Here is a 21640-nt window from a genome sequence, read left to right on the forward strand (position 1 = left end):
GTTGATTCATGCAGAATGGTTCAAACGTCTAAAGAAGGAGATGGGGAATGATTGAAGTGGAGATTAGGGTGGAGCGTCTTAGGAAAGGGAAAATAGAGGATATTGTAGCATTATCTTCTCATATTGGCTGGGATTACAACAGAGAGGAAATTGAGATGATTTTGAATACGGGTATAGTATATGGTGTAGTAAATGAGAGAGAAGAGCTTATTGCTAGCGCAGCAATTATACTATACGGGGAGACATTAGCCTCAATTGGAATGGTAATTGTACATCCAGATTATAAAGGAAGAGGGATTGGAAAGATAATAACGGATTCATGTGTTAAAAGCGTATCAACTCAAACCCCCATTATGCTTATTGCTACGGATGAGGGGGAAATTTTATATGAAAAAATAGGATTCAGGGCTGTTAGTCATGTTTCTAAATACATATGTAACTCGTACAATGCGAATTACCATTGTGTAGGAAATGAAGAGTATATTGTGAATTATGAAGAACGTGATTTAGAAGAAATAATACAAATAGATAAAGATGCATTTGGAACAAATAGAGAAGAGTTTTTAAAGTATCGAATTATACAAAGTGAACAATGTATTGTTACAAAGGATGCACAACAAAATGTATTAGGTTACGGTTTAAGTATACAAACGCCAGAAAATAAAATAATAGGACCGGTCGTTGCTAAAAATGATGCGATGGCAATGAGAATGGTACATTATTTAGCAAGAGAGCATCATGGTAAATTAAGAATTGATGTACCAGAAGGAAAGAAAGGTTTCATGAAAGAATTAGAGATTACTGGTTTTCAAAAGGTTAATACCCCACCAATTATGATAAAAAATAGTGATCAATTTTTGAAAAGAAATGGAGAACTATACAGTATTGCAGCGCAAATTTTTGGATAAAAAAGAATCCTTTTGTGAAAAGGATTCTTTTTTATAGCCAAATTAATCGCGATATTGATCATGAATAGGTTGAAAAAGGTCTTCCTTGATATCTCTCACCATAGAAAAATGATCAACATTATAATGACCGTGTAGAGTTTTATTATGATGACCAATAATTTGCTCTGCAGACAATACGTCAGAATCAGTTGTGGAATGACCATTTTTAATTAATGTAACGTCAAATCCTTGTACAGTAGCTGTTCTAACTGCGGTGTCAATGCAATGTTCTGTTTTACATCCACCTATAACAATATGATTAATTTTTTCTTCTTTTAAAAGTTCAAGTAAAGAAGTGCCATAGAATGAGTTTGTTGCTGCTTTATTAATAAGGATTGCAGACTGAGGTACTTTAATTTGATTATGTACTTCAAATCCTTCTCCGCTACCAGAAGCAACATCGATATCTCTTACGAAAACAATAAGGGCATTTGAATCTATTGCTTTCTGTACGGCTGTATTTAGTGTAGATAATAGCTCGGTTTTACGAAAAACTTCATTTTCTTGTTCATTTCCATCCATTAATTCTTGCTGAGCATCGATAATTAATAGTGCTTGTTTCATTCGATATCCCCTTTAATATAAAATAAATTCCACTTTACATATTCTTTTATATTGTAAGGAACTCCTCTTTTTTCTAAGAAGTAGACGATAGATTTACAAAGTTGTCAAATAAATTTCATTCTCATAGAGTATAAAAACATGTATGATAAGAAGTGGAGAATTTTTGAGTAGGTGGGAATATCATGCAAACAGTAGAAGATTATCTTTCATTCTTACATACGAAAGGATTTAAATTATCAGAGGAAGCACAAGGATTTATTATGTTCGGACAAGGATATACTGGTGCATCTGATGGGATTGTGAACGTAGCAATAGAAGCGACGATTAAACATCAATTACAGTTTGATGGCAGTTATTTTGTTGCGTTATTAGAACGATTGAAAGAAGAAGAAATTACAGATAAAAAAAGCGCTAAGGCTTTTATGCGGAAGTTACAAGCGTAACTTCACGCAGCCTGCGCTTCTTTTTTCGTTTTGGAAGGTAATTCAACAAAAACCATACCTAGGAAAATACATAGACATCCAATAATAGCAGAAATAGAAAGCTGTTCATTTGCAACTAGAACGCCTGTTAATGCAGCAAAAACGGGCTCCATTGCGAAAATAATTGCTACTCTTGTTGGAGAAGTATGTTTTTGTGCCGATGTTTGAATGAAAAAAGCAATGGATGTCGCAAATAGGGAAGTTAGAAATAGAGCGAATAAAAAGGATTGATTCGTCCATAGTGAAACTGAAAATAATTTTTCCCAATCTTCAAACAAAAAAGCGCAAATAGAAGAAAATATACCGACAGCTAATACTTGAGAGGTGCTTAGTAATAAAGGTGATATTTTCTTAGAAAAGAAACCGTTAACAAGAATATGGGCAGCAAAAGCAACTGCACAACCGAGAACGAGTATATCTCCAATGTTTAATTGAAAAGAATCACCAGCCGTTAATAAGTATAAACCTGCTGTTGCTACAGCAATGCCAAGTACGATGAAAATGGTAGCTTTTTGTTTTAAAAAGATAAAAGACAAAATTGGTACCATAACGATACTAAGCCCTGTTAAGAAACCAGCTTTTGAAGAAGTTGTATAAAGTAAGCCGAATGTTTGTAATAAATAGCCAACACATAAAAAGAATCCAACAATCAATCCAGCGAGACTACTCTGTTTTATATCTTGTTTTGAAGCTTTTTTTGAGAAAATCATTTGAACGAATAATAAAATAATTCCAGCGAATAAAAAGCGAATCCCATTAAAAGTAAATGGACCAACGAAAGACATAGCATTTTGGACGACAACAAACGTAGCTCCCCAAATAAAAGAGACAAATAATAAAGCAAGAGGAGCAATCCAATCCTTTTTCACACTCATACCCCCGTTAATTTTGTAAGATAGCTTTCCTAGCCAATTCATCAGCAACTTTATTTTGACTACTTGGAATCCACTTAATAAAAAAGAGATCGAAACTTTTTATGTACTGCAATGCTTCCTCTAATAGTGGTGCAAACATTTTATTTTTTGCGTATTCTTTTTCAACAGCTCGCTCGACAAGTTGCGAATCGGTACGAAAAGAGACAATGTTATAATTATGCTCCGTGCAATATTTTAATGCCGCAAGTAAGGCGTGGTATTCTGCTTCATGATTGGACATTGTCCCAAGGGGCAATGATAATTGTACAGCTGGTTGCACCCCTTTAATAAACACTCCAGCACCAGAAGGACCAGGATTTCCTTTTGATGCACCATCAATATATACTTCAATCAAAATGAGAAACCTCCAAATTATAAGATGATCCCCTACTTATATGTTTCTTTGAAGTAGGGGATAGAGTACTTTAGCCGATTGTAATACTATAACGACATGTAAATGTTTCATTCGCTTGTAAAGATTGAATTCCTTTTTTTTCCTTGAAATCTTTTGCCGGATTTACTTCATCAGCAATACCGTACCAAGGTTCAATACATAAGAAAGGTGCGTTTTCGCCTGGTGTCCATACGCCGACAAATGGGAATCCGTCAAATTCTACTTTTACAAATTTATTATGTTTATGAGAACGAATAGAGATTTCATCCGTATTCATATTTTCAAAAATAAGCGCATCATTTTTGAATAAATCGTATGTAAGTGGTAATTCATTCGTATTTTCAGCAATTAATTGTTTTTTACTTGAAAGATAAGGTCCTTCTAATACGCTTGTTTCTAAGCGTTCAGAACCATTAAATGCTAAATGATAATCAGTAAATGATTCGCCCTCTAATAAGGGGAAGTTGAAACCAGGATGTGCTCCGATTGAGAAGAACATCTCTTTTGAAGCAGGATTATTTACTTCATATGTTACATGAACGATTTGTCCGTCTAGCTCATAAGAAACGAGTAATTCGAATTCGTATGGGTATTTTTTTAATGTTTCTTCATTACTAGTTACAATATAAGTGATTTTCGTTTCACTTTGTTCTTGTACAGAGAATGTAAGATCACGAGCAAAGCCGTGTTGTGTTAAAGAATACGGTTTACCATCTACGTAGTATGTATTATCTACTAATCGGCCGACAATTGGGAATAAAATTGGTGCGCGGCGCCCCCAATAAGTAGAATCGCCTTGCCATAAGTATTCAGTGTTATCTTCTTTTAAGCGAACGCTTTGTAATTCTGCACCTTTGTCAGAAATGGAAACGATCACTTTTTCATTTTGAATTGTTGCTGTCATGAAGTGAAACCTCCTAAAACTTTCATATGTTTTATTATACGTTTTCTAAAAGAAAAAAGGTAGTTAATGATAGGAATCTATTGACGAGAGAGTGTCTATTGCGTAAAATGTAATCTTGTTGCTTAAAAAACGAATAACGTGGTTCGAAACCATCCCACGTAAAAAAACTAAGGAGATTTTGTCATGAATATAAGAACATTAGTCGGTAATGGTATTTTAGCGGCATTATATATTGCTGTTTCTATGCTTATTCAGCCATTTGGCTTTACGAGTGTACAGTTTCGTATTTCAGAGATGTTTAATCATCTCGTTGTATTCAATAAGAAAGCAATTTACGGGATTGTATTAGGTGTATTTTTAACGAATCTCTTTTTCTCACCTATGATCGCTTATGATTTAGTATTTGGAGTAGGGCAATCAATTCTTGCATTACTTGCAACTATTATTTCTATGCGCTTCATTAAAGGTGTTTGGGCTCGTATGATTTTTAATACAGTTATTTTTACAGTCACAATGTTTATGATTGCAATTGAACTTCATCTTGCGTTTGATCTGCCATTTTTATTGACATGGCTAACTTGTGCAGTTGGTGAATTTGTTGTAATGGCAATTGGTATGCCTGTAATGTACTGGATTAATAAGCGAGTGCAATTTGAAAGATTTATGCAATAGATGAAAGAGCTATTCCTATAGGGATAGCTCTTTTTGTATGTAATCACATTGAATATAATGCTGTGACTCTTGATACAATATAATAAAATAAAGTGAGGCTTTCATTAGCTGGCTACATATAAGAAGTCTTATAAAAGGGGAATCTAGTATGAAGTATAAAATTCATTGGTTGTATAAAACGAAGCGCGGTTTGCAGACGGAATTAACGACAGATTATATGAACATAGAAGATGTACTGCAATTTGCAGAGGATTTTGAGAAAACAGGAAGAGTGAAAGAACTATCATTTTATGATGAAATGGATGCAGAATGGTCCTTAAAGGAAATGAAAAAGCTGAGTAAGCAAGTGGAGGAAGATCCGCAAGAAATTCAAGTTTATTTTGATGGTGGTTATGATGTACAGACGAAAGAAGCTGGGGTTGGTATATGTGTATACTATAAAAAAGGAAATACAAATTACCGAATTCGTCGCAATGCATACATAGAAGGCATATATGATAATAACGAAGCGGAGTATGCAGCATTATTATACGGGATGAATACACTCGAGGAATTAGGAATTAAATATGAAGCAGTTACACTTCGTGGAGATTCTCAAGTTGTACTGCAGCAATTAGCTGGTGAATGGCCTTGCTATGATGAACATTTAAATCATTACTTAGATCAAATTGAACAAAAAGCGAAGCAAATGAAATTAAAACTTATTTGTGAACCGATATCTAGAAAACAAAATAAAGAGGCACATCAATTAGCAGCGCAAGCATTAGAAGGGACGACAATTGATAGTCATAAAGAAATAACCGAATAGAGAGGTGCACACGTGAAGAAGAAGCAACTCATTACAGAGGTAAATGACTTATTAGAAACGTATTGCGGAGGGTGTTTCCTGCAGGAACATAATCGGAAAAATCATAGTAAATACTATGCCCATTCTTTTTGTATACGGCAATGTACGGTTGGAGAGAAGTTGAAAAAGTATGGGGAGCAATTGTCATAAAAAAACATCCAGAGAATTTTCTCTGGATGTTTTTTAGTGCTTCGCTTCATGTAATTGATGCTCGCATTTACTTAATTTTTTTTCTTCATTCATTAGAAATGGCTCATCTAAATCCGTTGCAACGGATTTCATGATTTCAAGCTGAGAACGAGCCGATTCTACTGCAGTAGTGGCATGCTCTAATGTGTCTGGATCCATTGAAATTGTTGCAGAACCTACCATTTTTTGTGCAGTTTCTACACGGAATTTTACTTCTTCAAAATCATTTACATGTGACCCCATTGTTATTGCCTCCTTTGTATTTTGCGCATTTCACATAGTTTTTGCTCTGGAAAACGGAAATATACAAAGGAATAACAAAGGAGGTTACCAAGTAAGGTAACCTCCTGTCATATGTGGGATTAAAGTTTTGCTACGTTAGCAGCTTGAGGTCCACGGTTTCCTTCAGTAATGTCGAAAGATACTTCTTGACCTTCCTCTAAAGCTTTGTAGCCGTCGCTTTGAATAGCAGAGAAATGTACGAATACATCTTCAGAGCCTTCCATTTCGATAAATCCAAAACCTTTTTCATTGTTAAACCATTTTACTTTTCCTTGCATGTCACAATTCCTCCTAAAAACGATTCCTTTTTTCATTTAGTGAAATTCATTAAAAAATAATAAAAATAAAAAATGCTATATTATCGAATATTCTGCTAAATGATTAATTTAAATATACATGAATTGGTAGAATTTAGTCAAGTAAGCGTTTTTAAAATTTTGTATTTTGAACTAATTTTTTCTTGGATTTTTAAAAAGGTATAGGACAAGCCGAGTATGTAATATTCTTAAGTGAATGCTGTACATAATGAGGTGAAAGAATGGATGAGTCTTATTTATTAGATAATGAAGGGATGAAAAATAGAGTCGACATACCGAATTGGGTTGCAAAAGAATTTCATGATTTTTCGAGTGTCGTGTTAGAACCAACCTTCCCGTGTTATTTCGGTTTAACAGCTTTGAAGAAGAATGAACTTCGTTATTCATTTCTCTCTCATAATGATTGGAGTCATTTGCCAAATACAATGTTAACTTTTTTGGAGCTAATGAAAGAGCGGCCGATTGTAAGAAGAGGATTTTTTCTTTTTGTGGAACCGGAATGTGAAGAAAAATCAATCGAATATTATCGAGATTATTTTTGGAAAGTACTACAATATTTGCATGAACAAGATAATCAATTATGGCCAAAGCAAATCCCGAAAAATCCAGACCATCATTTATGGGAATTTTCATTTGGTGGTGAACCAATATTTGCATTTGGGAATGCGCCAGCTTATAAACAGCGAAAGACTAGGCATTTAGGAAATTCTCTCGTTATTGGATTCCAGCCACGAACTATTTTCGATGGATTAGAAGGAGATCGTCCTAAAGGGTCGTATTCAAGACAAATGGTCCGTGAACGAGTTGAAAAGTGGGATCAGTTGCCGAAGCACCCTAACATTAGTCACTACGGCGATCCTAATCATCGTGAATGGAAACAATATTTCATAGGGGATGATATTGAGCCGATTAAAGGTAAATGTCCTTTTCATCATAGGGTAGAGAAATAAGAGCCATCAACTGGATGGCTCTTTTGTATATTTTGGATAAAAAAGGGTATTGTATTAGTGAATAATTTTTATGAAAGCTAGTCTATTTTCTTTATTTGCATCATTACTTAATAGTAAAAGAAGTAGAAAGGATAGAGTGATGTTTGGAGCAATTATACAACAAATAGTATTAGGTATTTCATTAGCTGCACCTGTAGGTCCGATTAATATTGAAATGTTAAAACGAGGAATTGAACGTGGATTTTGGCATGCGTGGATTGTTGGAATCGGAGGAATGACTGCTGATATTTTGTTTATGCTGCTTATTTATTTTGGTTTATCTTCTATGTTTATGTATACATATGTACAAGCTTTTATGTATTGCGCTGGTTTTTTCTTGTTATTTTATTTAGGGTTTCAAAGTGTAAAACAAGGAATTTCTCACTCTAATATGGAATATAAACAAGAAGAGATAGGTGGACTTAAACAATCTTTTATGGCAGGATTTCTAATTGCGATATCCAATCCATTAAATCTCGTTTTTTGGTTTGGTATATATGGAAGTACACTTAGCTCGTTGCTTACAAAGGTAACGAAACAAGAAGCTTTTTTGTACAGTCTTTGTATTATTGTTGGTATTATTTTGTGGAATTTAAATATTGCTTTTTCTGTACATTTTGGAAGAACTTTATTAAAGAAAAAAGCACTTGGCTATATTACAGCCGGAGCAGGTATTATTTTAGTAGGATATTCTATCCATTTTGCATACAAAGCTTTACAGTTGTTCATATAAGATTGAAGGGGAGATTTTTATGTATCGAACCACTATTGACGGAAAAGAAATTATCATCACTTTAGCACCAAAAATCCGAAAAGAAATTACTGATAGGAATCCACTATATGAAGCGGTATTTAAAAATGCAGCAAGGTTACTGCAAACGAAACAACCAACGTTTGCGGTAAATCATGAAGTATTTGGTCTCATTATTGGAGAAGTACAAAGAGGAGAAGTAACAGTGTTTGCAGTAGAACACATTATTCCGAAGCAAAATATATTTGGTCCGAACACTTTTTTCTCGACAATAGAACAGCAGGCAAATTTGTAAAGTGAATAGAATAAGAATGAAATAGAAAAAAATGGTCGTAACGATATGTTGCGGCTGTTTTTGTGGAAAAGGGGGAAGTAAGATGAAGAGAGTGGTGAAAGAGTTTTTTTTACAACATGATATTGTTATTATGCATAGTGTTCTATTAATTTTTATTATTATTTTAAAAATGCAATTTTTCACATGGATTGGTATGTTAGCGTGTATGTTTGGGATTGTTTTTTATACGTTTAACGAATATATGACACACCGTTTTTTATTCCATTTAAAGCCGCCTAAAAACGTATTTTTATTAAAAATGTTAAGAAGATTACATTATGATCATCACGTATATCCAGATGATTTAAAACTTTTATTTTTGCCTGTATGGTTTAGTATACCTAGCTTTACTATATATTTACTTATAACGTATGGTATTACAAAAAGTGTTACTGTTACACTTTCATTCGGAATCGGAATGATTATCATGCTCCTCGTTTATGAATGGAAACATTATATTGCACATAAACCGATTCGTCCCTTCACTAAGTTTGGAAGATGGCTAAAAAAACAGCACATATTACACCATTATAAAAATGAAAAGTTTTGGTTCGGAGTTTCAAATCCAGTATTCGATTTTATATTTAGAACACTTAAAGATGGAAAAGACGTTGAATTAAGTGAAACAGCTCGTAATTTAGAAAAGGAGACAAAGAAAGAAGTAGTGCGATAAGCACTACTTCTTTCTTCTATTTTAATGGGAATAAAAGTTTAATCGAATCAATCAAATTTTATGTTAAAAAAGTATATTGAAAATTTAGGAGAAAATGACGAAAAATGTCTATCGAAAAATCTTTGCAGGAATGTATGGATTGTCTAAAATGGAAATAAGTTTCTGAATATTTATAAAATTTAGTCTTTAGGTATGCAAGGAGGAATTGTACTTTAAGTTAAGAGAGGGGACCAGAGAATGAAACGAGATGATACGTCAGCACGTAAGTTACAAAATGAGGTGAACTATACAGAAGTTGTTCAGTCTGAAGAGTTTCAATTGTTATTAAATACGAAAAAGAAGTTTATCGTTCCGATGAGTATTTTCTTTTTAAGTTTTTTTATAGCACTACCTATTTTAACATCGTATTCAAAGGTGCTTAATACACCGGCGTTTGGTGATGTGACATGGGCATGGGTATTTGCTTTTGCGCAATTTATTATGACATGGTCATTATGTATGATTTACAGCAAGAAAGCCGAATCCTTTGATGAAATTTCGCAAAAAATTCTGCAAGATATGCAAAAAGGGAGGGGCTGAATTTGAATACTACTGCGTTTGTACTATTTTTAATTATTGTTCTTGGTACGCTCGTCATAACCTATTTTGCATCAAAAAAAACGAAAAATGCGAGTGAATTTTATACGGCTGGAGGGGGATTAACTGGCTGGCAAAATGGTCTGGCTATTGCTGGGGATTACATGTCTGCTGCGTCATTTCTTGGTATAGCCGGAGCGATAGCGTTAACTGGGTTTGATGGGTTCTTTTATAGTATTGGCTTTTTAGTTGCTTATTTAGTTGTTCTATATCTTGTCGCAGAACCGCTTAGAAATTTAGGGAAGTACACGTTAGCGGATATGATTGCGGCACGTTTTGATGCGAAAAAAGTTCGTGGTATAGCAGCACTTAATACGATGACGATTTCAATTTTTTATATGATTGCACAATTAGTTGGTGCGGGTGCACTTATTAAACTATTATTAGGTATTGAATATACAACATCTGTATTAATCGTAGGTACACTTATGACTGTGTATGTTATTTTTGGAGGAATGACAGCTACGAGCTGGGTTCAAATTGTAAAGGCTGTACTACTTATGGCAGGGACATTTATTATTTCTGTTATCGTTTTCTCCAAATTTAATTTCAGTGTGACTGAAATGTTCGCTCACATGAAAACAGCTACTCCATTAAAAGATTCGTTTTTAAATCCAGGAGTAAAGTATAAGGATGGTCTTGATACACTTTCTTTAAATTTAGGACTAGTCCTTGGTACAGCGGGATTACCACATATTCTTGTCCGCTTTTTTACAGTACGTGATGCAAAAACTGCACGTCAATCTGTTGTATATGCGACGTGGTTAATTGGCGCGTTTTATATTATGACAATTTTCTTAGGGTTTGGAGCAGCAGCGTTTGTAGGAAATGAGGCGATTATTAAAGCAAACCCTGCTGGTAATATGGCAGCACCTTTATTAGCAAAAGCATTAGGCGGAGATTTCTTATTTGCTTTCGTATCAGCAATTGCTTTTGCAACTATTTTAGCTGTAGTAGCAGGACTTGTGTTAACAGCAGCATCAGCATTCGCGCATGATTTTTATAATGAGATTATCCGTAAAGGAAAATCAACGGAAAAAGAGCAAGTGTCAATGGCTCGTTATGCGTCTATTGGAGTAGCGATAGTATCTATTATACTTGCTTTATTTGCTCAAACATTAAACGTAGCATTTTTAGTATCACTAGCATTTGCGGTTGCAGCGAGTGCAAATTTACCGGTTATATTATTTACAATCTATTGGAAGCGTTTTAATACAACAGGAGCAATTTCTGGTATGATTGTTGGTCTTGTATCAGCGATTGTTCTTGTAGCGTTAAGTCCAAATGTTTGGAACCCAGTATCTGGAAAAGCTATTTTTGTTGGAGAAGCGATATTCCCATATACGACACCTGGAATTATTTCGATCCCACTCGGGTTTCTTGCAGCATATTTAGGAACTGTTTTCTCTAGTAAGAAAGAAGATGCAGCGAAATTTGATGAAATTCTTGTGAAATCTAATACTGGTCATGGTATTAGTGATGCATCTTCGCATTAAAAAAAGAGGAGCTTTTCGAAATATAAGAAAAGCTCCTCTTTCTTTTGACATTTTCTTATAAATATTACTTTAATTTTGGTAGGATTTGTCTTGTGTTTGTGGAATGAAAATAGGCAGGGAGAAATTTAACTCATCATGGCACCAGCGCAGCTTTGTGAAAAATAAGTTGTTATGGAAGGTGGAAGAAATGATGAAGACAAAACAAACCGATGAATTATTAGCAAAAGATGAGCAATATGTGTGGCACGGAATGCGTCCCTTTAGTCCAAGTAGTACAATGGTAGGGGCAAAAGCAGAAGGGTGCTGGGTTGAAGATATACAAGGAAAAAGATACTTAGATGGTATGAGTGGTCTTTGGTGTGTAAATAGCGGATATGGAAGAAAAGAGCTTGCAGAGGCAGCTTATAAGCAATTGCAAACATTATCATATTTTCCGATGTCACAATCACATGAACCAGCAATTAAGCTCGCTGAAAAGTTAAACGAGTGGCTTGGTGGAGAGTATGTTATTTTCTTCTCTAATAGTGGATCAGAAGCGAATGAAACCGCTTTTAAAATAGCAAGACAATATTATGCTCAAAAAGGTGAACCGTATCGTTACAAATTTATGTCGCGTTATCGAGGTTATCACGGAAACACAATGGCGACGATGGCAGCGACTGGACAAGCACAGCGTAGATACCAATATGAGCCATTCGCTTCAGGTTTTTTACATGTAACGCCTCCAGATTGTTACCGCATGCCAGAAATGGAATCAAAAAATATTTATGATGTAGAATGCGTAAAAGAAGTAGATCGTGTTATGACATGGGAATTAAGTGAAACGATAGCAGCATTTATTATGGAGCCAATTATTACAGGCGGAGGTATTTTAATGCCACCACAAGACTATATGAAAGCAATTCACGAAACATGTCAAAAACACGGAGCACTACTTATAAGTGATGAAGTTATTTGTGGTTTCGGGCGTACAGGAAAAGCATTTGGGTTTATGAACTATGACGTTAAGCCTGATATCGTTACGATGGCAAAAGGTATTACGAGCGCATATTTACCATTATCAGCAACAGCTGTAAAAAAAGAAATTTATGAGGCATTTAAAGGAACAGGAGAATATGAATTCTTCCGCCATATTAATACATTTGGTGGAAATCCAGCGGCTTGTGCATTAGCGCTTAAAAACTTAGAGATTATGGAAAATGAAAATTTAATTGAGCGCTCTGCACAAATGGGTTCACTTTTATTAAATCAATTAAAAGAAGAAATCGGAGAACATCCACTTGTTGGTAATATTAGAGGGAAAGGGCTATTAGTTGGAATCGAACTAGTAAATGATAAAGCGACGAAAGAACCAATTGATAACGACAAAATTGCAAGTGTTGTAAATGCTTGTAAAGAAAAAGGGCTCATTATTGGGCGTAACGGTATGACAACAGCAGGATATAATAATGTCTTAACATTGGCACCGCCGCTCGTTATATCAAGTGAAGAAATTGCTTTCGTTGTTGGTACGTTGAAGACGGCGATGGAGCGTATTTAATTAATTGAGCGAGCTGTAATATACAGCTCGCTTTTGTTTATTACGTGAAATAGGATAGCTTTTTAAAGGAAGGGATATTAATGGAGAAATATGACCCTAGTAAACATTATCACATCGGATATTATGAAGATGGATATGATTTAGAAGTGACAGCGTATAAAAGAATAAATGAACCAATTTGGGATGCCTATATTCCACACTATGAGGTAGATGATTTTTACAAAAAAAGTGGAGGAAATGAAGCTAGGTGAATATATAGATGATTATGGCATTAAGGTGTATTCATTTAGTAATGATATCGATGATGAAGAAGCGCGAACTATGTTTGAAAACTGGTTAAAAATGAATGAAATTGTTTAAAGATAAAATGAAAAAGGAGATTGCTATCTTATAAGATAGCAATCTCCTTTTATTATATGAAACTTATTTACTTGCTTTCATAGCTTTATCTTTTGCACCAAAAGTGTATTTTAACATTGGTGGTGTAATCATTGTAGTTAAAATAACAACAATAACGATAGCTGTAAAGTAATCTTGTGCTAATAGGCCAGAAGAAAGTCCTGTTCCTGCGATGATAAGTGCAACTTCACCACGAGAAACCATACCAGCACCGATAATTGCAGAAGACTTTGCATCAAATCCAGTCATTCGTGCACCGAATCCACAACCAATTAGTTTTGTGAATACAGCGATAACTGTTAATGCTAAGATGAACCAAATTTGATCGCCAATACCGTCAAATGTAATATTCATACCGATACTAACAAAGAATACTGGAACGAACATAGCGTAAGCAATTGGTTCTACTTTCTTTTCTACTTCATGTTTGTAGTTCGTTTGAGAAATAGCGATACCAGCTGCGAAAGCACCGATAATACCAGCAATTCCTAATAGTTCGCCGAAGTATGCGAATGAGAAACAGATGATAAGCGCAGCACTAACGATAGACTCAGATACGCGAAGCGGTGATAACCAACGCATGATTGCTGGAACACCTTTCCAACCAATTAAAATGATAGAAGCAAAGAATACTACTTTCTTCAAGATAATCATTGTTAAGTTAACGTCATCTGTGCCTAAGAAGCTCATTGCAAATGCTAATAAAATAACAACAAGAATGTCATCAAATACAGCGGCTCCAAGCATCGTCGTACTTTCACGTGTTTTCATTTTACCTAAATCACGAAGTGTTTGAACGGAAATACTAACACTTGTTGCACATAGAAGTAATCCTAAAAAGACAGCATTCCCTTGTTCCATACCGACAACAAGACCGGCAACGTAACCACCTACGAATGGAAGAACGATACCTCCAAGTGCAACAGCTAAAGAAGAATTACGATTTGCGTTTAATTCTTCTAAGTCTGTTTCAAGTCCTGCCATAAACATTAAAAGAATAACTCCGACATTACTTAATTGTGTTAGAAGCTCTGAATTTTCAATCCATCCGAATATGGCTGGACCGATAACGATACCAACAATTAATTTACCGAGTACAGAAGGTTGACCTAATCTAACACTAAGGTCACCAGCGAGCTTTGTACTTAATAAAATAAGTGCAATCTGAAAGAAAAATTCGAATTCCATTTGATCCTCTCCTCATCATTTTTTATTTTTATCATACGATTTCTCGGAATTTGCCTAATGATAATATGTAAAGATCCATTAAACAAAGGGTCTGATTACGAGTTCTTTTGAACTTGTAATTTGAACCTGTAATTAATATATAATAAAATTTATTAAAAATCAATGAAAAAATAGCAGATTTTCATGAGAGGATTCGTTTTAGAAACGGGGGATATAGATATATAATAGGAAGTAATAAAGTTTACATATAATGAATGGAGAAAGAAAAATGTTATTAAATCAACGTTTTACAATTGGGGAAATGGCGAAAATGCATAATATAGCGGAATCTACATTACGTTATTATGATGAAAAAGGGATTTTTCATCCGTCAATTGTTGACCCTCAAACCAATTATCGTTATTACACAATTGATCAGTTTTCACTATTAGATACGATTAAATTTTTACGCCAATTGAACATCCCGTTAAAGGAAATAAAGAAATATATTGATGAACGAAATCCATCTTATGCGCTGAATTTACTTGAAAAACAACAAGAAATGATGCTGAAAAAACAAAGAGAAATCGAGTATGCTTTGGCAAAAATGGAACATAAAATCCATTTAATGAAGAAAGCGACGAAATCTGAAGCAAATCAAATTATTTATAAAAAGATACCGAAACGAAAAATTACAGCAATTGCAGTTGCACCAAATACAACGGATGATATGTTTGAATATTATATCCATTCGTTGCAAAAAAATATGAAGCAAATTGATAATAGTTTATTTTCAGGTGATATCGGTGTAACAGTTTCAAAAAAAGCATTAATGCAAAATGAGTTTCAAGCATATAACAGTGTGTTTATTTTATTGGATTACATGCCTTTTGAAGCGCATACTTCAGATGAAATAAAAGAAGGGATATTTGCCTGTTCTTATCACCATGGACCATATGAAGAAACAGACGCAACGTATACGGAATTATTAAAGCACATTGATAACGAAGGATATGAAGTGTGCGGAGATGCACTGGAACTTGCATTAATTGATTGGTCCGTAACAGAAAATCCGAAGGAGCAAGTAACGGAAATTCAAATACCTGTTGTTAAAAAATAGGCTTATATATTTTTCGATTCTCTATTGACCTTCAAGTAACTTGAAGGTTTAAACTGTGAACAGAGGATTGAAAAAGGAGCATTTATATGATGGAAACAACAGAAAAATTAAGAGAAAAACCAATTAAAAGTTTATTTATTACGTATTTAATACCAGCTGTTCTTGGGATGGTATTAATGTCGGTTAATATTGTGATTGATGCAGTCATGATTAGTAGAGGAGTTGGAGCGAACGGTTTAGCCGGAGTAAACGTAGCTATTCCAGCATTTTCAATTTTCTTCTCTATTTCATTATGGATTGGAATGGGCGGAGCAACGCTATATTCCATTGCACTAGGTGAAAATAAACTGGAAAGAGCAAGGTCTATCTTTACTCAATCTATGACAGTGGCAGTTATTATCGTAGGCATTTTAGCGGCTATTTGCTTATGGAGAATAGAAGATTTAGCATATTTATTTGGTGCGAATGAAGTGATTTTACCATACGCATTAGACTATTTACAGGTGTTATTAACATTTGGAATGATATACGTTTTAGAAAATATTTTAAGTACATTTATACGAAATGACGGAAATCCTAATTTAGCAATGGCAGGTCTTGTTGTAACGGCTGTATTAAATATAGTGTTCGACTATATTTTTATTTTCATCTTTGGATGGGGTGTAACTGGTGCTGCTTCAGCGACTATTCTTTCGGCAGCAATTGGTTTTCTTGTATTATTAACTCACTTCTTTAGAAAAAGTAGTATTTTAAAATGGACGAAATTCCACTTTGAATGGGATACGGTTAAACAAATTATGGTGATCGGTTTCCCAAGCTTTACAGCAGAAAGTACAGTTGCAATCGTAACGATCGGTTTTAACATTGCATTCGTTCAATATGCAGGAGAAATAGGAGTCGCTTCCTATGCGATGGTGAATAGTATTCATGCAATGACATTACTATTATTCTTCGGTGTTGGTGCAGCATTACAACCAATCGCTAGTTTCCATTACGGTGCAAACTTATCAGAAAGATTGCGTGAAGGATTACAGTTTGCTGTGAAAATTGCGCTTGTACTCGGAGGCATTGCAATTGTTGTCGGTTTATTCTTCGGGAAATATATTATAGGTTTATTTAATGTTCAATCGCCAGAACTATTGGAGTTAACGTTAACAGGTATTAGTTTATTCTTTATTCAATATGTATTTTTAGGCTATAACATTGTGTATGGAGAGTATTTCCAATCAGTGCGACAAACGAAAAAATCAGTACTTATAATAATGAGCCGAGGTTTACTATTTGTTATCCCATTGTTATGGATTATGCCAAAAGTATTTGGTATAAACGGAATTTGGCTCGTTATGCCAGTAGCGGAAGTATTGACAGCAATTATCATATTTACGATGAATCGTATGAAACATCCTGTTCCGTTAAACATGGCGAGAGAGAAAAAAGCAATATAGTGAAGAAAATCCCCTTGAACAAGTAAGGGGATTTTTTTCATTCTTTTAAACTAATCGCAAAAGATCCATCTGTCTCCTGCACAGAAGCGAAAGCCACATTTTTAATATTTGTAACGCCTTTCTCCATTAACTCTGCATGTAACCACTTTTCATTTTTATGGATTAATTTTAAGTTATCGTATTGAATTTGTGAATCAACGATAAGAGCAATTGGTAAGCCTGCATACTTAACATTTATATTCAAATCTTTTGGAGTCAGAGGCACAAGTTCTCTTTTTGGTAAAATACTAATAGCTCCATTCGCTTCTAATATCGCATACTCAATTTCATGAACACTTGGATATCCTGCGACGCGAAGGTTAGAAAGCAATTCAGGGATCGGATATCTACTTTTTTGTAAGTTCTCAAAAATAATATCACCATGTTTAATTAAAATAATGGGGTGTCCGAGAATAAAACGATTTAGTTTGTTGAGTAGGCTTAATTTTGTAAGAAGCAAATGCAAACATGTAATAACGACCATACCGAGAAATGCTTGTAAAGCACCAGCGACTGGTATGGCTTGAAAAGCTAAATAAGATAAAAAGATAATAGCCCCAAAATCATGAGGAGTTAGTTGTGCTAATGCAGATTTACCAAGTAGCTTAAGTGATAGTAAAAATAAGATAAAAAAGAATGATACGTTACATAAAAAGAGAAGCAATAGGGACACTCCTTCGTGCGAAGTTGTACTTACTATTCCCGAAATTAATAGAAATATTACCTTTTGGAGGATAAATTAGGCTTAATTGGAATTTGTCTGTATACAAACGAATAAATGGATATTATGATGAAGGAAGTAAAGGGAATAGGGGTATATGGATATGAGAAAGAAGAAAATAATCAAGTATATTTTAGTTGTTATAATGATTTGCGCCGTATATGCGGGGTTTTTACAATATAACATTTATAAGCATGGGCATATGAATGCAATTGATGATGCGGATTATATAATTGTACTAGGATCGAAAGTAAATGGAACACAACCTTCTTATTCATTGCAATATCGTATTGATAAAGCAGCTGAGTATTTAAAATTACATGATAAAACAATTGCTATTGTATCTGGAGGCCAAGGAAAAGGTGAAGATATTACAGAAGCATTAGCGATGAAACAAGGATTAATGAAACAAAATATTGCAGAAGACCGCATTATAATGGAAGATAAGTCGACGAGCACAGATGAAAATATTAAATTCTCAAAACCGTTAATTCCGGCCAATATGAAAAAAGGTATGATCGTAACAAACGATTTCCATATGTTTAGAGCGAAAAAAATAGCTGCAAAACAAGGTTTGCAATTAGAAGGGCTTCCGGCCAAAACACCGAAGCCAATTATCATTCCATCGAATGTACGAGAATATTTAGCGATTACGCAATATTGGTTTATGAATCGAATATAGTTAAAGTAATCCCGCCCAAAATTTGAGGCGGGATTTATTTCGAGGGAAATCTTACAAAAATGTCATGTTCATGAAAGGTAAAGCGATAGTTTGTGGAAAGGTTTCCTGACATAATGAAGGTAACAAAAAACTTTAGAGGTGATTCGGTTGAAAGGAAATAATATTTTATCTTCGCTATGTTACTTTAGTATCTTTTTTGCACCATTTTTACTACCAATTATCGTGTACTTCGTTGCGGAAGATGAAGTGAAATATCATGCGAAAAAAGCATTTTGGTCACATGTTTTTCCATATGCAATTTTATTTGGAGGGTTAGCAGTGTCGGGCGTATACGGTTTAAGCTTCAATCAATCTGATGGTGCTGGAATTGGAATGATGATCACATATGCAGTGTTCATTCTTGTAGGGATTTATTACTTCATTTGGAATATTGTTAAAGGTATTAAAGTGTTGAAAGCAGCTTAACAAGCATTGCATAACAGCATATAAATTCGTCGTTATTTGCCAAAACGTCGATATAATTTCATATACCGTATTAATAAACATTAAAAAAGAGCAATTCGAAAAGAATTGCTCTTTTTGTGCTTATAAGTTGTGAATAATGAAAAAGATATGGTAATTTTTCATTATGAACAGAAAAAAGGAGTGATTTTCATGAATGAGATGATACATAAAATGGAGAAACACGTTTCAGTTCGTAAATATAAAGAAGAACCAATTTCAAAAGAGATAGTAGAAAGAATGGTGCAAGCTGCACAACATGCGGCTTCCTCACATTTTGTACAGGCGTATTCTCTTATATATGTAACAGATCAAGAACTCAAGGGTAAACTAGCTGAGTTATCCGGGAATCGTCACGTGAAAGACTGCGCAGCATTCTTTGTTTGTTGTGCAGACTTAAAGCGACTTGAAATGGCATGTGAAAAACATGGAACAGAGATTAAACATGAGGGAGTAGAGGACTTTATTGTAGCAACAGTAGATGCCTCATTATTTGCACAAAACTTAGCACTTGCAGCTGAATCTTTAGGATACGGTATTTGTTATATTGGCGGAATTCGTAATAACCCGAAAGAAGTGAGTGAATTGCTTCATTTACCGGATAAAGTATATCCGGTATTCGGAATGACGGTCGGCGTACCAGATGAAGAGCATGGAGTAAAACCACGATTACCGGTAGCAGCCATTCTTCATGAAAATGGATACGATGAAAAGAAATATGATGAATTATTAAACGAATATGATGAAACGATGAGTGCGTATTACAAAGAAAGATCGTCAAATCAAAAAAACGTAACATGGACGGAATCAATGAGCTCATTTATGTCCAAAGAGAAAAGAATGCATATGAAAGAGTTTTTAAATGAAAAAGGATTAAATAAGAAATAAGTAAAAAGGCAAACCTGAGATGTTAGCTTAAGTTATAACATCACATGCAAAACCGAAGCTAAGAAAGCGAGACTCGCTTTCTCAACTTCGGTTTTTATTTGTTATTATATAAAATGAAAATAAAAATTAATAAATTTTTACAAAAGTGATAGAAAATGAGAATGAAATGCCAATAGTAAGTAAAAGCAGCTGCTAAAGGGGAACTGAGGAAGGAAGATGTTTATGATTTTCGATTCTGAAGAGGATTTAATTATAGCTATGAAAAAACGCGATCAAGATGCTTTGAAAGAAGTAATTGATCAATATGGAAAATTAATTTTGTACATTATTCATAAATCATTAAGTACCCCTATTGAAAAACAATATGTGGATGATTGTTATAATGATGTATTTACTATCATTTGGTTTAATATCGAACAATTTGATATAGAAAAGGGAAACTTAAAATCTTGGATGATAGGTATTACTAAATTAAAGGCATTGGAATATAAAAAGAAAGTATATAGAGAGAACAAAATGGATAAAGACGTAGAAATAGATAAAGGTATCCATGATAGTTATGAAATAGAACAAGAAGAAGAGATTATGGAAATAGTGCAAGATTTAAATAAAAAGGGTTTTTCTTATTTTTTAATATATTCGTGATAGTAAGTGCAGGTCTTTGCTTTATAAAATATTTAATGTAAAAAGCGGCATAATAGCCGCTTTTTATCGTTTTATTTAGTATTCGATTTAAAATATTTGTCTTATGAAAGAACGAGTATTGTTAATTGTAAACTGCCAATAAAGTTATTTAAGTTTTGATATAGAATGCCCCATCGCACTTGAAAATGCAGCAATAATTTCGTTTGAACCTATCTATTATTGTGCACTACCTAAAGCACCCTCTATAACAAGTTCAAACTTTCAATAAGAAGATAAACCCCCGTACAACTTAAAAGGATGTACGTAAATATTTTAAAAATCCGTTGATTAAGCCATTTGAAAATAATTTGACCTATATACAAACCTAGAAATACGATTGGAATAGCATAAAAACTTGATTCCCAAATTGTTTTGTTTGTGCCAGTAAAGAGTATTTGAGTTAGTAGACTAATGAAATATATAAATAGATAAAAAGCTAAAGTAGTTGCTCTCAACTTCTCTTTTTTCGTATCAGTTCCTGTAAAGTAAAGTAACAGGGGTGGTCCTGGCATACCGATACTGGTCGTTAAAAGCCCTGATAATCCACCAACTATAAAATCTCTAAATGGTGTTGATTTAACCTTAAAGTTGCATATTAGCATCAATGTTAATAGTAAGAGCAGGATGCTAATTGCTAATTTAAAAGCGTTTATATTAATGAAAATGAAGAGTAAAATACCAAAAGGTACACCAACTATACTTCCAATAGTTAACCTTTTCAGTAGAATAAAATCAATGTCCATTCTTATTTTCCAAATGAGTGATATTGAAATAACTAATGATAAAATAATATTAATTTGTATAGCTTCTTGTGGTAAGAATAACATTAGTAAAAAAGGTGTTGCCATTATGGAAAAGCCAAAACCTGTACTTGTTTGCAAAACAGAAGCCACCAATATAATACATATGAAACTTAATGTAATCTCCAAAATAGCCCTCCTATTTAATCAAATACAATAAATATTTTAATACCATGAAAATCGAATTTAGCTATTTTGAGCCTATAGCATAAGTGCAATGTTTCACAATCTTACTTTTATTTTAACATAAATACTTAGTTTCT

General features: G+C 33.9%; 26 protein-coding genes, 2 pseudogenes and 1 riboswitch. Of the genes and pseudogenes, 19 read left to right on the forward strand and 9 right to left on the reverse strand.

Annotation, left to right across the window (positions count from 1 at the left end):
* The first annotated feature begins 47 nt into the window (after positions 1–47).
* A complete protein-coding gene (locus MKY90_RS08070; protein WP_341090990.1) occupies positions 48–908 on the forward strand; it encodes a GNAT family N-acetyltransferase in 861 nt (286 codons plus the stop codon).
* 42 nt (positions 909–950) lie between these two features.
* Here MKY90_RS08070 and MKY90_RS08075 read toward each other — a convergent pair whose 3' ends face one another.
* Positions 951–1511 (reverse strand): cysteine hydrolase family protein, encoded by a 561-nt coding sequence (locus MKY90_RS08075; protein ID WP_341090992.1) that lies wholly within the window; start codon positions 1509–1511, stop codon positions 951–953.
* Between the two features lie 182 nt (positions 1512–1693).
* On the opposite strand from MKY90_RS08075, the gene MKY90_RS08080 reads away from it, so the two are divergent.
* Positions 1694–1954 (forward strand): DUF6123 family protein, encoded by a 261-nt coding sequence (locus tag MKY90_RS08080; protein WP_001195213.1) that lies wholly within the window; start codon positions 1694–1696, stop codon positions 1952–1954.
* A gap of 2 nt (positions 1955–1956) precedes the next feature.
* Here the strand turns inward: MKY90_RS08080 and MKY90_RS08085 are convergent, their stop codons facing one another.
* From MKY90_RS08085 to MKY90_RS08095, 3 genes are all read right to left on the reverse strand, one after another.
* Positions 1957–2862: a DMT family transporter gene (locus MKY90_RS08085; protein WP_078184218.1), complete on the reverse strand. Its 906-nt coding sequence runs from the start codon at positions 2860–2862 to the stop codon at positions 1957–1959.
* Positions 2863–2875: 13 nt separating this feature from the next.
* On the reverse strand, positions 2876–3262 hold the full coding sequence (locus tag MKY90_RS08090) for a reverse transcriptase-like protein (RefSeq protein ID WP_000573873.1): 387 nt from the start codon (positions 3260–3262) through the stop codon (positions 2876–2878).
* 70 nt (positions 3263–3332) lie between these two features.
* Positions 3333–4205: an aldose 1-epimerase family protein gene (locus MKY90_RS08095; protein WP_002141077.1), complete on the reverse strand. Its 873-nt coding sequence runs from the start codon at positions 4203–4205 to the stop codon at positions 3333–3335.
* Positions 4206–4337: 132 nt separating this feature from the next.
* A riboswitch (PreQ1 riboswitch) is annotated at positions 4338–4382 on the forward strand.
* 6 nt (positions 4383–4388) lie between these two features.
* Between MKY90_RS08095 and MKY90_RS08100 the strand changes: the two genes are divergently transcribed.
* The 3 genes from MKY90_RS08100 to MKY90_RS08110 all read left to right on the forward strand — a co-directional run bounded on the left by MKY90_RS08100 (position 4389) and on the right by MKY90_RS08110 (position 5874).
* Positions 4389–4877, forward strand: coding sequence for a QueT transporter family protein (locus MKY90_RS08100; protein WP_002011909.1), 489 nt, complete (start codon positions 4389–4391; stop codon positions 4875–4877).
* 148 nt (positions 4878–5025) lie between these two features.
* Positions 5026–5685: a ribonuclease H family protein gene (locus tag MKY90_RS08105; protein WP_063217930.1), complete on the forward strand. Its 660-nt coding sequence runs from the start codon at positions 5026–5028 to the stop codon at positions 5683–5685.
* A gap of 12 nt (positions 5686–5697) precedes the next feature.
* Positions 5698–5874: a zinc-finger domain-containing protein gene (locus MKY90_RS08110; RefSeq protein ID WP_002011906.1), complete on the forward strand. Its 177-nt coding sequence runs from the start codon at positions 5698–5700 to the stop codon at positions 5872–5874.
* A gap of 33 nt (positions 5875–5907) precedes the next feature.
* Here MKY90_RS08110 and MKY90_RS08115 read toward each other — a convergent pair whose 3' ends face one another.
* A complete protein-coding gene (locus MKY90_RS08115) occupies positions 5908–6156 on the reverse strand; it encodes a DUF2564 family protein (protein ID WP_002011905.1) in 249 nt (82 codons plus the stop codon).
* A 119-nt stretch (positions 6157–6275) separates the two neighbouring features.
* Complete coding sequence (cspB, locus tag MKY90_RS08120; protein ID WP_002011904.1) at positions 6276–6473, reverse strand: cold shock-like protein CspB; 198 nt, start codon at positions 6471–6473, stop codon at positions 6276–6278.
* Between the two features lie 260 nt (positions 6474–6733).
* Between cspB and MKY90_RS08125 the strand changes: the two genes are divergently transcribed.
* From MKY90_RS08125 to MKY90_RS08160, 8 genes and pseudogenes are all read left to right on the forward strand, one after another.
* Positions 6734–7462, forward strand: coding sequence for a YqcI/YcgG family protein (locus MKY90_RS08125; RefSeq protein WP_002030884.1), 729 nt, complete (start codon positions 6734–6736; stop codon positions 7460–7462).
* A 139-nt stretch (positions 7463–7601) separates the two neighbouring features.
* Positions 7602–8234, forward strand: coding sequence for a LysE family transporter (locus MKY90_RS08130; protein ID WP_341093221.1), 633 nt, complete (start codon positions 7602–7604; stop codon positions 8232–8234).
* A 19-nt stretch (positions 8235–8253) separates the two neighbouring features.
* The gene (locus MKY90_RS08135; protein WP_002011898.1) at positions 8254–8547 is read left to right on the forward strand and encodes a hypothetical protein; all 294 of its coding nucleotides are present in this window, start codon (positions 8254–8256) and stop codon (positions 8545–8547) included.
* Between the two features lie 82 nt (positions 8548–8629).
* Positions 8630–9259: a sterol desaturase family protein gene (locus tag MKY90_RS08140; RefSeq protein WP_033708945.1), complete on the forward strand. Its 630-nt coding sequence runs from the start codon at positions 8630–8632 to the stop codon at positions 9257–9259.
* Positions 9260–9496: 237 nt separating this feature from the next.
* Positions 9497–9838, forward strand: coding sequence for a DUF485 domain-containing protein (locus MKY90_RS08145; RefSeq protein ID WP_000817375.1), 342 nt, complete (start codon positions 9497–9499; stop codon positions 9836–9838).
* 2 nt (positions 9839–9840) lie between these two features.
* On the forward strand, positions 9841–11391 hold the full coding sequence (locus MKY90_RS08150) for a solute symporter family protein (RefSeq protein WP_063217928.1): 1551 nt from the start codon (positions 9841–9843) through the stop codon (positions 11389–11391).
* A gap of 190 nt (positions 11392–11581) precedes the next feature.
* Complete coding sequence (locus tag MKY90_RS08155; protein ID WP_341090996.1) at positions 11582–12931, forward strand: aspartate aminotransferase family protein; 1350 nt, start codon at positions 11582–11584, stop codon at positions 12929–12931.
* Positions 12932–13011: 80 nt separating this feature from the next.
* Positions 13012–13291, forward strand: a pseudogene (locus MKY90_RS08160) (DUF3986 family protein).
* A gap of 63 nt (positions 13292–13354) precedes the next feature.
* On the opposite strand, the gene MKY90_RS08165 reads toward MKY90_RS08160, so the two are convergent.
* Positions 13355–14518 carry a cation:proton antiporter gene (locus MKY90_RS08165; RefSeq protein WP_002030896.1) on the reverse strand — a complete coding sequence of 388 codons (1164 nt, stop codon included), beginning with the start codon at positions 14516–14518 and terminating at the stop codon, positions 13355–13357.
* Between the two features lie 268 nt (positions 14519–14786).
* On the opposite strand from MKY90_RS08165, the gene MKY90_RS08170 reads away from it, so the two are divergent.
* Both MKY90_RS08170 and MKY90_RS08175 read left to right on the forward strand, forming a co-directional pair.
* Entirely contained in the window at positions 14787–15617 is an 831-nt protein-coding gene (locus MKY90_RS08170; RefSeq protein WP_002086530.1) for a MerR family transcriptional regulator, read from the forward strand.
* Positions 15618–15706: 89 nt separating this feature from the next.
* A complete protein-coding gene (locus MKY90_RS08175) occupies positions 15707–17062 on the forward strand; it encodes an MATE family efflux transporter (protein ID WP_033709770.1) in 1356 nt (451 codons plus the stop codon).
* Positions 17063–17099: 37 nt separating this feature from the next.
* Here the strand turns inward: MKY90_RS08175 and MKY90_RS08180 are convergent, their stop codons facing one another.
* The gene (locus MKY90_RS08180; protein WP_002126540.1) at positions 17100–17765 is read right to left on the reverse strand and encodes a DUF421 domain-containing protein; all 666 of its coding nucleotides are present in this window, start codon (positions 17763–17765) and stop codon (positions 17100–17102) included.
* A 202-nt stretch (positions 17766–17967) separates the two neighbouring features.
* Here MKY90_RS08180 and MKY90_RS08185 point away from each other — a divergent pair, with 202 nt between their 5' ends.
* The 4 genes and pseudogenes from MKY90_RS08185 to MKY90_RS08200 all read left to right on the forward strand — a co-directional run.
* Positions 17968–18504 carry a YdcF family protein gene (locus MKY90_RS08185; RefSeq protein ID WP_306302659.1) on the forward strand — a complete coding sequence of 179 codons (537 nt, stop codon included), beginning with the start codon at positions 17968–17970 and terminating at the stop codon, positions 18502–18504.
* 147 nt (positions 18505–18651) lie between these two features.
* Positions 18652–18969 carry a DUF4870 domain-containing protein gene (locus MKY90_RS08190; protein ID WP_002064599.1) on the forward strand — a complete coding sequence of 106 codons (318 nt, stop codon included), beginning with the start codon at positions 18652–18654 and terminating at the stop codon, positions 18967–18969.
* A 189-nt stretch (positions 18970–19158) separates the two neighbouring features.
* The gene (nfsA, locus tag MKY90_RS08195; RefSeq protein WP_063217923.1) at positions 19159–19893 is read left to right on the forward strand and encodes an oxygen-insensitive NADPH nitroreductase; all 735 of its coding nucleotides are present in this window, start codon (positions 19159–19161) and stop codon (positions 19891–19893) included.
* A gap of 216 nt (positions 19894–20109) precedes the next feature.
* A pseudogene (locus MKY90_RS08200) lies at positions 20110–20526 on the forward strand (sigma factor); the annotation flags it as partial.
* Positions 20527–20780: 254 nt separating this feature from the next.
* Here MKY90_RS08200 and MKY90_RS08205 read toward each other — a convergent pair.
* Positions 20781–21506 (reverse strand): sulfite exporter TauE/SafE family protein, encoded by a 726-nt coding sequence (locus MKY90_RS08205; RefSeq protein WP_341090999.1) that lies wholly within the window; start codon positions 21504–21506, stop codon positions 20781–20783.
* Positions 21507–21640 lie beyond the last annotated feature (134 nt).

Origin of the sequence: Bacillus sp. FSL P2-0099 (genome assembly GCF_038007445.1) — a bacterium.
Lineage (GTDB): Bacteria > Bacillota > Bacilli > Bacillales > Bacillaceae_G > Bacillus_A > Bacillus_A mycoides.

Bases quoted from the DNA above. Each gene is read 5' to 3' on its own strand.
- MKY90_RS08135 (WP_002011898.1), top strand. From the start codon at position 8,254: ATGTATCGAACCACTATTGACGGAAAAGAAATTATCATCACTTTAGCA.
- MKY90_RS08175 (WP_033709770.1), top strand. From the start codon at position 15,707: ATGGAAACAACAGAAAAATTAAGAGAAAAACCAATTAAAAGTTTATTT.
- MKY90_RS08155 (WP_341090996.1), top strand. From the start codon at position 11,582: ATGAAGACAAAACAAACCGATGAATTATTAGCAAAAGATGAGCAATAT.
- MKY90_RS08125 (WP_002030884.1), top strand. From the start codon at position 6,734: ATGGATGAGTCTTATTTATTAGATAATGAAGGGATGAAAAATAGAGTC.
- MKY90_RS08185 (WP_306302659.1), top strand. From the start codon at position 17,968: ATGATTTGCGCCGTATATGCGGGGTTTTTACAATATAACATTTATAAG.
- MKY90_RS08070 (WP_341090990.1), top strand. From the start codon at position 48: ATGATTGAAGTGGAGATTAGGGTGGAGCGTCTTAGGAAAGGGAAAATA.
- MKY90_RS08115 (WP_002011905.1), bottom strand. From the start codon at position 6,156: ATGGGGTCACATGTAAATGATTTTGAAGAAGTAAAATTCCGTGTAGAA.
- MKY90_RS08165 (WP_002030896.1), bottom strand. From the start codon at position 14,518: ATGGAATTCGAATTTTTCTTTCAGATTGCACTTATTTTATTAAGTACA.
- MKY90_RS08105 (WP_063217930.1), top strand. From the start codon at position 5,026: ATGAAGTATAAAATTCATTGGTTGTATAAAACGAAGCGCGGTTTGCAG.
- MKY90_RS08080 (WP_001195213.1), top strand. From the start codon at position 1,694: ATGCAAACAGTAGAAGATTATCTTTCATTCTTACATACGAAAGGATTT.
- MKY90_RS08100 (WP_002011909.1), top strand. From the start codon at position 4,389: ATGAATATAAGAACATTAGTCGGTAATGGTATTTTAGCGGCATTATAT.
- MKY90_RS08075 (WP_341090992.1), bottom strand. From the start codon at position 1,511: ATGAAACAAGCACTATTAATTATCGATGCTCAGCAAGAATTAATGGAT.
- MKY90_RS08145 (WP_000817375.1), top strand. From the start codon at position 9,497: ATGAAACGAGATGATACGTCAGCACGTAAGTTACAAAATGAGGTGAAC.
- cspB (WP_002011904.1), bottom strand. From the start codon at position 6,473: ATGCAAGGAAAAGTAAAATGGTTTAACAATGAAAAAGGTTTTGGATTT.
- MKY90_RS08130 (WP_341093221.1), top strand. From the start codon at position 7,602: ATGTTTGGAGCAATTATACAACAAATAGTATTAGGTATTTCATTAGCT.
- MKY90_RS08140 (WP_033708945.1), top strand. From the start codon at position 8,630: ATGAAGAGAGTGGTGAAAGAGTTTTTTTTACAACATGATATTGTTATT.
- MKY90_RS08170 (WP_002086530.1), top strand. From the start codon at position 14,787: ATGTTATTAAATCAACGTTTTACAATTGGGGAAATGGCGAAAATGCAT.
- MKY90_RS08095 (WP_002141077.1), bottom strand. From the start codon at position 4,205: ATGACAGCAACAATTCAAAATGAAAAAGTGATCGTTTCCATTTCTGAC.
- nfsA (WP_063217923.1), top strand. From the start codon at position 19,159: ATGAATGAGATGATACATAAAATGGAGAAACACGTTTCAGTTCGTAAA.